Source organism: Mesorhizobium sp. LCM 4576 (assembly GCF_001854815.1).
In the GTDB taxonomy this organism is placed as follows: Bacteria; Pseudomonadota; Alphaproteobacteria; order Rhizobiales; family Rhizobiaceae; genus Mesorhizobium; species Mesorhizobium plurifarium.
On sequence record NZ_MDDT01000004.1, the window covers coordinates 67628 to 80953 of the forward strand.

At 64.6% G+C, this 13326-nt stretch carries 15 protein-coding genes and 1 pseudogene; 4 read left to right on the forward strand and 12 right to left on the reverse strand.

What is annotated here, in order from left to right:
- Positions 1–13: 13 nt before the first annotated feature.
- The 7 genes from LCM4576_RS00510 to LCM4576_RS00540 all read right to left on the reverse strand — a co-directional run bounded on the left by LCM4576_RS00510 (position 14) and on the right by LCM4576_RS00540 (position 6649).
- On the reverse strand, positions 14–475 hold the full coding sequence (locus LCM4576_RS00510) for a GNAT family N-acetyltransferase (protein ID WP_071029678.1): 462 nt from the start codon (positions 473–475) through the stop codon (positions 14–16).
- Positions 472–882 (reverse strand): DUF302 domain-containing protein, encoded by a 411-nt coding sequence (locus tag LCM4576_RS00515; RefSeq protein ID WP_198540185.1) that lies wholly within the window; start codon positions 880–882, stop codon positions 472–474. Before LCM4576_RS00515 ends, LCM4576_RS00510 begins: the two co-directional genes overlap by 4 nt.
- Positions 882–3803 (reverse strand): excinuclease ABC subunit UvrA, encoded by a 2922-nt coding sequence (gene uvrA / locus LCM4576_RS00520; protein ID WP_071029682.1) that lies wholly within the window; start codon positions 3801–3803, stop codon positions 882–884. Before uvrA ends, LCM4576_RS00515 begins: the two co-directional genes overlap by 1 nt.
- 1072 nt (positions 3804–4875) lie before the next feature.
- The gene (locus tag LCM4576_RS00525) at positions 4876–5157 is read right to left on the reverse strand and encodes a hypothetical protein (RefSeq protein WP_083354825.1); all 282 of its coding nucleotides are present in this window, start codon (positions 5155–5157) and stop codon (positions 4876–4878) included.
- 76 nt (positions 5158–5233) lie between these two features.
- Positions 5234–5836 (reverse strand): ATP-dependent Clp protease proteolytic subunit, encoded by a 603-nt coding sequence (locus tag LCM4576_RS00530; protein ID WP_071029684.1) that lies wholly within the window; start codon positions 5834–5836, stop codon positions 5234–5236.
- Between the two features lie 25 nt (positions 5837–5861).
- On the reverse strand, positions 5862–6338 hold the full coding sequence (locus LCM4576_RS00535) for an SRPBCC domain-containing protein (protein WP_071029686.1): 477 nt from the start codon (positions 6336–6338) through the stop codon (positions 5862–5864).
- Positions 6335–6649 (reverse strand): helix-turn-helix transcriptional regulator, encoded by a 315-nt coding sequence (locus LCM4576_RS00540; RefSeq protein ID WP_040987153.1) that lies wholly within the window; start codon positions 6647–6649, stop codon positions 6335–6337. The genes LCM4576_RS00535 and LCM4576_RS00540 overlap by 4 nt, the downstream gene beginning before the upstream one ends.
- Positions 6650–6886: 237 nt before the next feature.
- On the opposite strand from LCM4576_RS00540, the gene ssb reads away from it, so the two are divergent.
- The 3 genes and pseudogenes from ssb to LCM4576_RS00555 all read left to right on the forward strand — a co-directional run bounded on the left by ssb (position 6887) and on the right by LCM4576_RS00555 (position 8299).
- Positions 6887–7408, forward strand: coding sequence for a single-stranded DNA-binding protein (ssb, locus tag LCM4576_RS00545; RefSeq protein ID WP_071029688.1), 522 nt, complete (start codon positions 6887–6889; stop codon positions 7406–7408).
- A 33-nt stretch (positions 7409–7441) separates the two neighbouring features.
- A complete protein-coding gene (locus tag LCM4576_RS00550; RefSeq protein WP_071030110.1) occupies positions 7442–7840 on the forward strand; it encodes a DUF2306 domain-containing protein in 399 nt (132 codons plus the stop codon).
- A 32-nt stretch (positions 7841–7872) separates the two neighbouring features.
- Positions 7873–8299, forward strand: a pseudogene (locus LCM4576_RS00555) (OsmC family protein).
- Between the two features lie 44 nt (positions 8300–8343).
- On the opposite strand, the gene LCM4576_RS00560 reads toward LCM4576_RS00555, so the two are convergent.
- The 3 genes from LCM4576_RS00560 to LCM4576_RS00570 form a co-directional block, all read right to left on the reverse strand.
- Positions 8344–8973, reverse strand: coding sequence for a MarC family protein (locus tag LCM4576_RS00560; protein WP_041000641.1), 630 nt, complete (start codon positions 8971–8973; stop codon positions 8344–8346).
- A gap of 93 nt (positions 8974–9066) precedes the next feature.
- Positions 9067–9444: a VOC family protein gene (locus LCM4576_RS00565; protein WP_041000639.1), complete on the reverse strand. Its 378-nt coding sequence runs from the start codon at positions 9442–9444 to the stop codon at positions 9067–9069.
- Positions 9445–9476: 32 nt separating this feature from the next.
- Positions 9477–10007, reverse strand: coding sequence for a hypothetical protein (locus LCM4576_RS00570; protein WP_071029690.1), 531 nt, complete (start codon positions 10005–10007; stop codon positions 9477–9479).
- An 84-nt stretch (positions 10008–10091) separates the two neighbouring features.
- Between LCM4576_RS00570 and LCM4576_RS00575 the strand changes: the two genes are divergently transcribed.
- A complete protein-coding gene (locus tag LCM4576_RS00575; RefSeq protein ID WP_071029692.1) occupies positions 10092–10922 on the forward strand; it encodes an AraC family transcriptional regulator in 831 nt (276 codons plus the stop codon).
- 8 nt (positions 10923–10930) lie between these two features.
- Here the strand turns inward: LCM4576_RS00575 and LCM4576_RS00580 are convergent, their stop codons facing one another.
- Together LCM4576_RS00580 and LCM4576_RS00585 are read right to left on the reverse strand one after the other, a co-directional pair.
- Positions 10931–11554, reverse strand: a complete 624-nt coding sequence (locus LCM4576_RS00580) for a ParB-like protein (protein WP_071029694.1) — start codon at positions 11552–11554, stop codon at positions 10931–10933.
- Entirely contained in the window at positions 11551–13227 is a 1677-nt protein-coding gene (locus LCM4576_RS00585) for a SulP family inorganic anion transporter (RefSeq protein WP_407067351.1), read from the reverse strand. Before LCM4576_RS00585 ends, LCM4576_RS00580 begins: the two co-directional genes overlap by 4 nt.
- Positions 13228–13326: the final 99 nt, after the last annotated feature.

Below are 13326 nucleotides of genomic sequence, written 5' to 3' on the forward strand. Positions count from 1 at the left end.
CTTCCTCCTCCGTTCAAAATGCGGTTAGGTCGACCGGCTTCACCATGTCCACCAGGGTCCATCCCGGCCGGTATGGATTGGCGCGGCGACCCGTTTCGCGATAGCCGTAGGCTGCATAGAGCGCTATGTTCCGCTCCATGCGCGAATTGGTGTAGAGCCGCACCTCCGGCACGCCCCACGACCGCGCCTGCTCGTCGGCGAAGTCGAGCAATTTGATGCCGAGCTTCCTGCCCTGGAAAGCCGGTGCGACCGCGACGCTGAAGATCATGGCGTGGTCGGGATGACGTTCGAGGACGATCAATCCGGCTAGTTCCGATCCTTCTTCCAGCAGCCAGACCTCGCTGCGCTCGATCCGCGGYGCGTAATCCTCGGTGACAGGGACCGGCGGCCCACCGAAGATGGGTGTGTACGGCGCATAGGCATCCGCAGTCAGCGCGACGACGGCGACGAGATCGTCGGGGCGGGCCAATCTCATGATTGGTCCACCCCGGCAGCGGCCGCGACAACCTTCTTCAGGCCGGCGGCAATCGCCGCGACGGCATCGCGGCTGGTGTCGCCGAGGCTATGGCGCTCTGCTAGCCACCGCGCGTCGTTGTAGGACAGCCAGACCTTGCCTTGTTCGTCTTCCCAGGCCAGCGCCTTGATCGGCAGGTCGATGCCGGCAAGCTGATGGTCCTGCATCAACGGCGTGCCGCCCTTCGGATGGCCGAAGATCAGCAATTCGGTTGGCCGCAACGGCGCGCCGATCTCATGYGCACCGGCAGCATGGTCGATGCGCGCGAAGACGCGTAATCCCGCGCTGGTGACCGTCTCGACCAGCCGGTCGATGGTTTCACCGACGCGGAAGCGGCTTTCGACGGAGATCAGGCCGTGTCCTGCCATCACTCGGCCGCTTCGCGTTTGCCTCCGGGGCGCCGCTCCAGAAGCTCCTTCAGGAACTGGCCGGTGTAGCTGCGCTTCTCGCGCACGATCGCTTCCGGGGTGCCGGACGCAACCAGCTCGCCGCCGCCGTCGCCGCCTTCTGGGCCGAGATCAAGCACCCAGTCGGCGGTCTTGATCACCTCGAGATTGTGCTCGATGACCACCACCGTGTTGCCCTGGTCGACCAGCTCGTGCAGCACTTCGAGCAGCTTGGCGACGTCGTGGAAATGCAGGCCGGTGGTCGGCTCGTCGAGAATGTAGAGCGTCTTGCCGGTCGCCTTGCGCGACAGTTCCTTGGCGAGTTTTATCCGCTGCGCCTCGCCGCCCGACAACGTCGTCGCCTGCTGGCCGATATGGATATAGCCGAGGCCGACCTGCTTCAGCGTCTCCAGCTTGTCGCGCACGCCGGGCACCGCCGAGAAGAAGTCGACGCCTTCCTCGACCGTCATGTCGAGCACGTCGGCGATCGACTTGCCCTTGAACAGCACGTCGAGCGTCTCGCGGTTGTAGCGCTTGCCGTGGCAGACGTCGCAGGTGACGTAGACGTCGGGCAGGAAGTGCATCTCGATCTTGATGACGCCGTCGCCCTGGCAGGCCTCGCAGCGGCCGCCCTTGACGTTGAAGGAGAAGCGGCCCGGCTGATAGCCGCGCGCCTTCGCTTCCGGCAAGCCGGCGAACCAGTCGCGGATCGGCGTGAAGGCCCCGGTATAGGTCGCCGGGTTGGAGCGCGGCGTGCGGCCGATCGGCGACTGATCGATGTCGATGACCTTGTCGAGGAATTCCAGCCCCTCGATGCGGTCATGCTCGGCCGGATGCTCGCGCGAGCCCATGATGCGGCGCGAGGCCGCCTTGAACAGCGTCTCGATCAGGAAGGTCGACTTGCCGCCGCCGGACACGCCGGTGACGCAGGTGAAGGTGCCGAGCGGGATCTCGGCCGTGACGTTCTTCAGATTGTTGCCGCGCGCGCCGACGACCTTGATGCGCCGGTTCTTCTTGGCTTCGCGGCGCACTTCCGGCGTCGTCACTTCGAGCTCGCCCGACAGGTACTTGCCGGTGATCGAGGCGGGCGTGGCCATGATCTGCTGCGGCGTGCCCTGCGCGATGATGCGGCCGCCATGGATGCCGGCGGCGGGGCCGATGTCGACGACATAGTCGGCATRCAGGATGGCATCCTCGTCATGCTCGACGACGATCACCGTGTTGCCGATGTCGCGCAGGTGCTTGAGCGTATCGAGAAGGCGCGCATTGTCGCGCTGGTGCAGGCCGATCGACGGCTCGTCCAGCACATAGAGCACGCCGGTGAGGCCCGAGCCGATCTGCGAGGCGAGCCGGATGCGCTGGCTCTCGCCGCCCGACAGCGTGCCGGAATTGCGCGACAGCGTCAGATAGTCGAGGCCGACATCGTTCAAGAAGCGCAGCCRCTCGCGGATCTCCTTGAGCACGCGCACCGCGATCTCGTTCTGCTTCTCGTTGAGCTGCGCCGGCAGGTCGGTGAACCATTGGTCGGCCTTGCGGATCGACAGCTCGGTGACCTCGCCGATGTGCTTGCCGGCGATCTTCACTGCCAGCGCTTCCGGCTTCAGGCGATAGCCGTTGCAGGCGGGGCAGGGGGTGGCCGACATGAAGCGCTCGATCTCCTCGCGCATCCAGGCCGATTCCGTTTCCTTCCAGCGCCGGTCGAGATTGGGGATGAYGCCCTCGAACGTCTTGGTGGTCTTATAGGAGCGCAGGCCGTCGTCATACTGGAAGGTGATCTCGCGCTCGCCGGTGCCGTGCAGCACGGCTTCTTTAGCCGCGGCGCTCAAATCCTTGAACTTGTCGCCGAGCTTGAAGCCATAGGCCTTGCCCAGCGCCTCAAGCGTCTGCGCGTAATAGGGCGAGGTCGACTTCGCCCACGGGCTGATGGCGCCGTCGCGCAGCGAGACGTTCTCGTCCGGCACCACGAGGTTGGGATCGATGGCGCGCTGGCTGCCGAGGCCATCGCAAGTCGGGCAGGCGCCGAACGGGTTGTTGAAGGAGAACAGCCTGGGTTCGATCTCGGGAATGGYGAAGCCGGAGACCGGGCACGCAAACTTTTCCGAGAACAGGATGCGCTCATGCGTCTCGTTCTTCGACTTGTTGACCGAATCCTCGCCGGTCAGGCTGGCGTCGAGCGGCCGGTCGGCGAACTCGGCCACGGCCAGTCCGTCGRCGAGCTTCAGCGCGGTCTCCATCGAGTCCGCGAGCCTGGTCGCCAGATCGCCGCGCACGACGATGCGGTYGACGACCACGTCGATGTCGTGCTTGTACTTCTTGTCCAGCGCCGGCACGTCGGCGATCTCGTAGAAGACGCCGTCGACCTTGACGCGCTGGAACCCCTTCTTCTGCAGCTCCAGCAGTTCCTTGCGGTATTCGCCCTTGCGGCCGCGCACGATCGGCGCCAGCAGATAGAGACGTGTGCCTTCCTCCAGCGCCAGCACGCGGTCGACCATCTGGCTGACGGTCTGGCTCTCGATCGGCAGGCCTGTCGCCGGCGAATAGGGGATGCCGACGCGCGCGAAAAGCAGGCGCATATAGTCGTAGATTTCGGTGACGGTGCCGACCGTTGAGCGCGGGTTGCGCGAGGTGGTCTTCTGCTCGATCGAGATGGCGGGCGACAGGCCGTCGATCTGGTCGACGTCYGGTTTCTGCATCATCTCGAGGAACTGCCGCRCATAGGCCGACAGGCTTTCGACGTAACGGCGCTGGCCCTCGGCATAGATGGTGTCGAAAGCGAGCGACGACTTGCCGGAGCCGGACAGCCCCGTCATGACGATCAGGCTGTCACGCGGCAGGTCGAGATCGACGTTCTTGAGATTGTGTTCGCGCGCCCCGCGAATGGAAAGGTATTTTTGGTCGGCCATCGCCGGTCGCCGCCTCAGATCTGGAATTTGCTGGATTGGGCGGGTTCGTCCCGGCCATCCTATATGTAGGTTGTTTTGCCGCCGCGTCGAGAGACGCCACAATCTCGACGGAAGAAGCCTATCTTGGGTTTAACCGCCTTTCGCGCGAGCGGGCAAGCGGAAAGAACAAAGGCCGAACACGCTCCTGACAAAGCGCTGTGGAAACAATCGCGCCAGGCGCCGTGGAGACAAGTGCCGCCGATCCCGTCCCATTGATCCACAGGGCCACTCGGCTTACCCGTACGTAACCTCCTGCCGATCACATTTTTCGGTAACCGGCTATCGACGGTTGACGTCGCGGACCCAGGGGAGCAGTCTCAAAACCGTCAACGAAGCCGGCCGTCTTTCGATGGCCTCGCCGCCCAACAGGCGGCCTGCGAGACGCCGCAGGCGATAGCGATTTGCGCTTCGAACGACATTGTCGCAACGGACCCAGGAGCGGAGCATGACGCCACCGGACAGTCCCTTGAGGCTCCACACGGAGATGGAGCCGCGGCGGGCATAAGTGCCAGGGCAGACTTGAAACGCCAGCCCGACAAACCGTGACTTGCCGATTCCCTACAATCAGAGACGATAGTCGGATCGTCGGCTGAATGCCGCGTTGCATCCGAAACAGAACGCCGGCAGTCCACTCCCGGCTAAAGTTGGATTTCAGATCCATGAAGCCCCATCCGTCTGCAAAGCAGGGATGGGGCTTACATTTTTTGCGGTCATGATAGGTTCGCAGTTGGCCGGAGCCTTCGCAACGTCGTCATTCTAGGGCGGAGCGACGCGAAGCGGAGCGCAGACCCCATGCCGTGATATTCATGATGGGTACTACAGTGCAGAATAAAGGCTCCAGCACAGCGCCGAATTAGTTCTGTATCGCTGCATCGCTTCTATGTCACGGAATGGATTCTATGGTCTGCGCGCGTCGCTTCGCTCCTTGCTCCGCCCTAAAATGACGAACTGAGAGGCGCCTMGGCCAATCGCCACGTTCGCCGATGGTGCGGACAAGCACCGGCCCATCCGACAAATTCCCGTGGCAGGACGATCAGCGGTTCGGCAGCTTCATGCCGCCCGTCGCCATGTCGATCGTTATGCTGCCGCCGATCCTGACATCGGTGTTGCCGATCTTGAACGAACCGTCGTTGCCGGCGGGCTGGGCGTCATCCGGCTCCGACTGCGGCGCCGGCTTGGCGATGCGGTAGTCGTCGCTGACACCTGGCAATGTCTGCGTCGAGCTGTCGTCGGCAAGCGCGGTGCCGGCCATCAGCGCGGCGGCAAGCGCGGCGAGGATAGGGCACACATGTCTGGGCTGAACGGATCCGATCATACGCGGACTATAGGGACGCGGCTGGAGCGATGCCAGACGCGCGGCGATCAAATTGCCGCGCGCCTGGCCCGCGACGTCAGGCCGCTTTCTTGCGCGTGTCGTAGACGTGGTCGACGAGACCCCAGTCCTTGGCTTCCGCGGCGCTCATGAAATAGTCGCGGTCGAGTGTGCGCTCGACCTCCTCATAGGTGCGGCCGCAATGCTTGGCGTAGAGCTCGGTCATATGCTGCTTGGTGCGCACGATGTCCTCGGCGTGGCGCTGGATGTCGGAGGCCTGGCCCTGGAAGCCGCCGAGCGGCTGATGCAGCACGATCCTGGTGTTGGGCAGGGCGATACGGCGCCCCGGCGAGCCTGCCATCAACAGGAAGGAGCCCATCGAGGCGGCAAAGCCCATGCACACCGTCGACACCGGGCAGGAGATGTAWTGCATGGTGTCGTAGATGGCGAAGCCGCTGGTCACCATGCCGCCGGGCGAGTTGATGTAGAGCGAGATCTCCTTGTCGGGATTGTCCGATTCAAGCGACAGAAGCTGGGCGCAAACCAGCGCCGAGACGTTGTCGTTGATCTCGCCGTTGATGAAGACGATGCGCTCGCGCAGCAACCGCGAAAAAATATCGAAGGAGCGCTCGCCGCGGCTCGATTGCTCGATGACCATCGGCACAAGATTGGCAATGCTCATGACGGGTTTCCTCTGTTTCTATCGATCAGGCCGCGCGCARCATCATTGAGGGCGCATTGGCGGCGGTCGGGTTCTTGCGCGCATAAAGCGAAAGCCCGCAGCCGGCGCCGGAAACAGCGACGAGCGGCTGCGCGGCCGGCGCGAAGCCGTCATGCACGATGCGGAGATGCGTGCCGCCCGAGGCGGTGCCGGCAAGCGTGAAAGTGACGATGCTGTCGAAGGCGGGGAACTGGTCCGCATCCTTCGCGCCGGGCCGCTCGCGCCAGGAGTAGCGCAGCAGCCTGCCGGGCTCGGCCTCGAGCACCTCGCATTCGATCGGCGCATCCGGTCCGGCGAAGGCGAAGCGGCTGCCTGCTTCCGCCTTGATGTCGTTCGGCATCAGCCAGGCGGCGAGCAGTTCCGGCTCGGTCAGTGCCCGCCAGACTTTTTCCGGCGGATCGGGAAGGTCGCATTCGAAGCTGAGCGGCGCCTCGTCGACCGTCGGGTTTTCGGTTGCCGTCATTGGTCCATTCCTTTCAGAACCGTCTTCAACTTCTCGATGCGTTCCGGCCAGAAGGCGCGGTAGCGCTCGATCCAGCCGAGCAGGGGGTCGAGCCCTTGCGGATCGGCGCGGTAATAGGCGTTGCGGCCGGCGCGCCGCTCGACCACCAGGCCAGCGCTGCGCAGCACGGCAAGATGCTGCGAGACCGCCGGCTGCGACACGCTCATGCCGGCGCGCAGCTCGCTCACGCTCATCTCGCTGGCGGTCAGCCGCTCGTAAACGGCGCGGCGCGTCGGGTCGGCAAGYGCCCGGAAAATCTCTGCCTCGATCATGGATAAAAGCATAAGTCGATACTTATCGATTTGGCAAGCTTCTATTTGATCRCCATATCGAGATACACGTTCAGGCGCCGCCTTTGCTGACATTCCTTGACAGAAAGGACGGTTCCAACTAGAACGAAAAGAGAACAAAAACCTTGTGGGAAAAGCCAGCCTTTGCGGGCATGGGCGACCCCAAGGCTGTAAGGTGAGCGACTTAAAATTTGTTTCGGATGAGCGCGGAGAAGTAAGATGGCGGGTAGCGTCAACAAGGTCATTCTGGWCGGCAATCTCGGGGCGGACCCTGAAATCCGCCGCCTGAATTCCGGCGATCCGGTCGTCAACATCCGCGTCGCCACGTCGGAAAGCTGGCGCGACAAGAACTCGGGCGAGCGTAAGGAAAAGACCGAGTGGCATAATGTCGTGATCTTCAACGACCAGCTCGCCAAGGTGGCCGAGCAGTATTTGAAGAAGGGCATGAAGGTCTATGTCGAGGGCCAGCTGCAGACCCGCAAATGGCAGGACCAGACCGGCAACGACCGCTACACGACCGAGATCGTGCTGCAGAAATTCCGCGGCGAGCTACAGATGCTCGACGCGCGCGGCGAGGGTGGCGGCGGCCAGGTCGGCAATTATACCGGCGGCGGCAGCAGCCGCGGCTCCGATTTCGGCCAGTCCGGCCCGAACGAAGGTTTCAGCCGTGGTGGCGGCGGTTCCAGAGGCGGCGGTGGCGGCGGCTCGTCGCGCGAGCTGGACGACGAGATCCCGTTCTAAGCGTCTCGAAACGGGCATTTGAAGGAAGGCGCGATGTCGCTCGGACCGCTTCTGTCGGCGCCGCCTCCCGTCCCATGGCATGCCTTCGCGGCCTTCGCCGCTTTAGCCATCGGCGGCGCCCAATTGGCGCTGCCGAAGGGGACTGTGCGCCACCGCGCGCTGGGTTATGCCTGGGCGGCGCTGATGCTGATCATCGCCATATCCAGCTTCTGGATCCAGCAGATCCGGCTCGTCGGGCCGTTCAGTCCGATCCATCTGTTGTCGATCCTGGTGTTGGTCACCGTGCCGCTGGCGACGTGGTATGCGCATACGCATAAGGTGGCCGCGCATCGCGGCGCCATGATAAAACTCTATCTGTTCGCGCTGGTCGGCGCCGGCATCTTCACGCTACTGCCTGGCCGGATCATGCATGCCGTCGTGTTCGGCCAGTAGGTGCGGACGGGAATTTCTCAAGGAAGATTAAACTGAAAGCACGCGTCAAATGGGTTGAGGAACGCACCTTTGTCGGTGAGTCCGGCAGCGGCCACAAGGTCGTGCTTGGCACCGCGCATGGGGCGGATGGCAAGACGCCGGGGCCGAGCCCGATGGAGTTGGTGCTGATCGRCACCGGCGGCTGCTCGGCCTTTGACGTCGTCCACATCCTCGAGAAAGGCCGCGAGGCGGTCGAGGATTGCGTGGTCGAGCTCGACGCCGACCGGGCCGAGACCGACCCCCAAAGTGTTCACCCGCATCCACATGCATTTCATCGTCAAGGGCCGCGCGCTCTCGCATGACAAGGTCAAGCGCGCGATCGACCTGTCGATCGAGAAATACTGCTCGGCCAGCGCGATGACGGCGAAGACGGCGACGCTCACGCATGATTTCGAGGTGGTCGAGACGGGGGCCAAGTAGGCAGTAGGCAGTAGGCAGTAGGCAGTAGGCAGTAGGGGTGTCGCTCAAGCGGCCATCAGCGCTCGGACGCCGTCGGCCACGAATTGCACCGCCAAGGCCGCCAGGATGACGCCGAGCAGGCGCGTCAGGATCGAGCGGCCGGTCTGGCCGAGGATGCGGTCGATGCGTTCCGACAGCACGAACACCAGATAGGTGATGACGAGGCAGAGGAAGATGATGCCGACCAGCGCCGCCTGGGCGGCAAAGCCTTCGAAATGGCCCGACAACAGCACCGTCGCCGAAATCGCGCCGGGGCCAGCGATCAGCGGGATCGCCAGCGGGAAGGCGGCGATGTTGTGGATCATGTCCCTGGTGATGGCGACGTCGCCGATCTTCTCCTTGCGGTCCTGGCGGCGCTCGAACACCATTTCGAAGGCGATGAAGAAGAGCAGAAAGCCGCCGGCCACCCGAAAGGCCGGCAGCGTGATGCCGAACACCGACAGGATCGAGGCGCCGGCAATCGCAAACAGCGCCATCACCAGGAAGCCGATCACCGAGGCGCGCACCGAGACCTGCTGGCGCTCCTCGCGGTTCATGCCGCGCGTCACGGCGAGGAAAAGCGGYGCCAGTCCCGGCGGGTCGATGGTCACCAGGATGGTGACGAAGGCGTTGAACAGGCTGTCGAAACTCGGCATCGCTGGTCCCCTCCCGCCGGGCGAGGCCCAGGCTCCGCAATTGGTAGAGCAAAGCCCGGGCGCTGGAAACAGGCGGGAAGGTAAATCAGCCGGCTATTCGGGCCTGCCGCAATAGGCCTCCAGGCGATAGCCATCCGGGTCGATGACGAAGGCGGCGTAGTAGTTGTCTCCATAGGCCGTTCGGAGCCCGGGCTGGCCGTTGTCCTTGCCGCCTTCTCGCAATGCTGCCGCGTGGAAGGCGTCGACGCTGGCGCGTGTCGGCGCGGAGAAACAGAAATGCAGGCCGGACTCCGCTTCGGCCGGAACCGGCCGGCCGGCGTCATTCACCCAAAGCTGGACCGCTTGGGCGCCGTAGCCGAGCGAGCCGGGCGACTGGCTGAGACAGGAATAGCCGAGCGGCTTCAACGCTGCGTCATAGAAGCGTTTCGAAGCATTGGCGTCACGGACGCCGATCGAGACATGGTCGAGCATTGGTTCCTCCATGATTACAATTGGTTGATCGCTCAGGCTGGAGTCGCGCGACGGGCCAGGAATTCGACCTCCATCCGCCAGGTCGAGCCGCTGTCCTGCGAACGCTCGCCGAGCCAGCGGAATGAGTTTTCGGTGATGCGCGAAAAGCTCCAGCGCACCGAGGCACCGGTGCCGTCGGCGCCGATCTGGACGATCGTGTCGCCCTCGGCGCGGCCGAGCTGTCGGCTGTAATACTGGTTGCGCGGATCGCTCCAGAAGATGTGCCAGGCATCGGCGGTGGGATCGTAGACGCGCAATGTCGTGCCATAGAAGGTCCATGGCCCGAGCGACGGGGAGGAGCTGGCGTCTCGGGCGGGCAGGATCCAGACGTCCTGCACGGCCCTGCCTTCCAGAACCCAGCCGAAATGCACCTCGCCGCGCCCGGTGAGCCTTGTGCTGTCCTCGAGGATGCGGGTGGCGTCGAATGTCCAGGCGCCGATGAAGCGGCCGTAGAGCTTCAGCYTTTCGGCGAGGTCCGGTTTGGGCCCGTCGCTGTGCAGGGCTTCGGCAAAGGAATCGGTCATTGTTGCTGCCTCGTTTGTCAGGAGAGGGCGAGCAATAGGGGCACGGCAGGGTTCGTCGCTTGGGAAAAATTGCTATCTTCGGGCATGACGACCGCGCAGAAAACTCTGGCTTCAGGGCCCGGCTGGCAGGTGTCCGACGTGGTTTGCACGGCGGCCGCCGGCGACAGGCCATTCGAGGAAGAGCATCGCGGATTCTGCGTCGCCGCGGTGACCAGGGGCGCGTTCCGCTATCGCACGCGCCAGGGCACGGCGATGCTGGCGCCGGGCGCCATCCTGCTCGGAAATCCCGGCGCCTGCTACGAATGCGGACATGAGCACGGCGCTGGCGACCGCTGCCTCTCCTTCCATTTCTCGCCGGCCTATCTGGAGCGCGTCCTGGCCGACTTGCCGGGTGTGAAACGGCTCGGTTTCGCCGATCCGCGTCTGCCGCCCTTGCCGGCGCTGGCGCCTCTGCTCGCCGAGGCGGAAGCGGCGCGAGAAACGGGCGACGGCGACGCATTCGAGGAACTCGGCCTGCRCATGGCCGGCGCGGTGGTTGRGGCCGCGACCGGTTCTTCCAAACCCGCCCGGACGCCCAGCCGCCGCGACCAGAAACGCGTTGCCGAAGCGGTGCGGCTGATCGAGCTCAACGCCGATCGACCCTTGTCGCTGACCGAGCTCGCCGACGGCGCGGCGACCAGCCCATATCATTTCCTGCGCATTTTCCGGCACGTCGCCGGCATGACGCCCTATCAGTTCGTGCTGAGGACGAGGATGCACCGCGCCGCGGTGCGCCTGCGCGCGTCGAACGCCGCGATCTCGACGATCGCCTTCGATACTGGCTTCAACGATCTGTCGACTTTCAACCGCCGGTTCCGGCGCGAAATGGGGGAGGCGCCCGGCGCGTACCGGGCCAAGCGGACCGGCGCCGGATAGGTTTGCACTCAATCGTCCGTCGGACCGCACCAGCCGGGCAGGTAATCCGCATCCTTGCCTTTGGCCAGAACCAGTGCCTGCTTCATCGCCTTGTCGAAGTTCTTCGCAACCGCATCCTTATCGATCCGCCGGCGCAGGAAATCCGCCCAGATGAATTCGCTGAACGGCGTCGTGTCCTTGGCGTAGCCGSCCTGACGGCGCAGCTCGCCCGCCATGCTCCGGTAAGGATCATCGACCAGCTCGCCGATGGTCTTTGGAATGGCCGAGTAATCGCGGCGCCGACCGTTCTCGTCGAAGGGGTGCATCCAGCCGCGATTGTCCAGAACGAAGAAAAAGGCGTCCTTGTCGAGCGCGGACAGGTCGCTGATCACGGTCACCAGCACATCCTTGACGCCTTCCTCGAGCAGGGCGCGGGCGAGATGGTGGTGATCGGTGACGTAGTTGCGATTTTTGGGACCGAGCACCACCGGCACCATGTGTCTGCCCAGAAAGACGCCGGTTTTCTTCTTTGCGTCCTGCGCCCGGATCATCTGGCGCTTCAACGCAACCTCACGCATGCCGACCGTGATCTGCGTCGGCCTTAGGTCTTCGACGGGGACCGGAGTGACAATGGGCACTCGGGGGTCGATCATGGCAGGCTGTCCTGTTTCTTGAGCTGTGGTTTGCCCGGACCAAGTTTCTTGATCGCCGCGTCGACGCTGTGGAAAATGCGCTCAGCGCCGACGATCTCGGCGATGCCGAACCGCTTGAGCGCTGCCTGGGCGCGCAGCGATTCCATGCGGGCGATAGCAAAGACCGCGCCTTTGTCGCGACAATGGCGGATGGTGTCGATCAGCGCCTGGGCGGCGGTATAGTCGATCTCGACGATGTTGCTGGCTTCCAGCACCACCAACTGCACGTCCTCGCTGGCGTCGATCAGGTCGCTCAAGCCGCGCTTGAACCGGTCGGCGTTGACGAAGGAAAGCGGCGCCTGGAACGCCGCCACGAGCACGCCGGAGCGCTGCTCGCCCGCGCTGGAACCGCTCGGCGGCCACCAGACCGACGTGCCCGGCACCTGCGCCAGCTCGATAGGCTCCGTGCGCGTCGAGCCCCAGATGCCGTGCAGCAACGACAGGCCGATGCCGATCGCGACGCCGGTTTCGATCGGCAGAACGACGATGGCGACCATGGTGATCAGGATCAGCGCGAACTCGACCGGCGCCTGGCGGTAGACGTTTGCGGCCACCCTCCAGCGCAGGATGCGCTGGGCCACATACATCAGCACGCCGGCCAGCGCCGCCTGCGGCACATCGGCGAGCAARCGGCCGCCGAATGCGCCAAGCGCCAGAACGATTGCTGCCGCAATCAGGCCCGAAAGCTGCGAGCGGCCGCCGGTCTGCGCGACGATGGCCGTGCGAGGCGGGCTGGCGTTGACGGCAAAGGCACCGAACAGGCCGGACAGGATGCTGYCCGCGCCGACGCCGACGAAGTCGCGGTTGACGTCGAGCGCTTCGCCGTCCCGCGGCGGGAAGGAGCGGCTGGTCGCTGCCGTCTGCACCATGACGACGATGGCGATCAGCAGCGCGAGCGGGACGAGAGCCCGCGCGTCCTCGAAGCTGACCAGCGGCAATCCGGGCGTCGGAAACCCGTTCGGCAAGGCGCCGAGCACCTCGACGCCGCGATTCTTAAGGCCCAGCGTGATGACGGCAAGCGTTGCCAGCACCATGCCGATCAGCGCCGCGGGTATGCGCGCGCTGACGCGCTCGGCGACGAGGACAATCGCGAAGACGCCTAGACCGAGCGCCAGGCTCCAGAGGTTGGTGAGATGGATGTTAGCGGCGATCTCGCCGACGCGTCGCAGGGTTTCGCCGCTTTGCGACGGCAGGCCGAGCAATCCAGGCAGCTGCGAGACCATGATGTGAACCGAGATGCCGGCGAGGAAGCCGGTCGTGACCGGCACGGACAGGAGATCAGCAATCCAGCCGAGGCGGAAAATGCCGCTGAGCGCCACCAGCAGCCCCACCATCAGCGCCAGCATGGCCGCCAGCGCCAGATAATGCGGCGAGCCGGAGGTGGCGATCAGCGCCAGCCCGCCAACGAACAAGGGCGTGATCGTCGAATCCGCCCCCGCCGACAGCTGGCGGTTGGCGCCGAGCAGCGCGAAGGCGACGGAGCCGGCGACGAAGGTGAAGAAGCCGATCTCCGGCGCGAAACCGCCAAGGCGCGCCGTCGCCATCTGCTCGGGAATGGCGATCGCGGCCAGCGTAACGCCTGCCGTCAGATCGCCGTTGAGGTCCTTGACACTCCAGCCACTCAGGGCCCGCAAGGGTGGYCACAGGGCCAGGTTCACAGCACTTGCGGTTTTTGCCCGATCCATGACCGACCTTGCCGCATGGCGGCGAAAACGACCGTGGCCATATCGTCG

Excerpts from the sequence above, each read along its gene's own strand:
- LCM4576_RS00525 (WP_083354825.1), bottom strand. The coding sequence starts at position 5,157 with ATGATCGGATCCGTTCAGCCCAGACATGTGTGCCCTATCCTCGCCGCG.
- LCM4576_RS00550 (WP_071030110.1), top strand. The coding sequence starts at position 7,442 with ATGTCGCTCGGACCGCTTCTGTCGGCGCCGCCTCCCGTCCCATGGCAT.
- LCM4576_RS00565 (WP_041000639.1), bottom strand. The coding sequence starts at position 9,444 with ATGCTCGACCATGTCTCGATCGGCGTCCGTGACGCCAATGCTTCGAAA.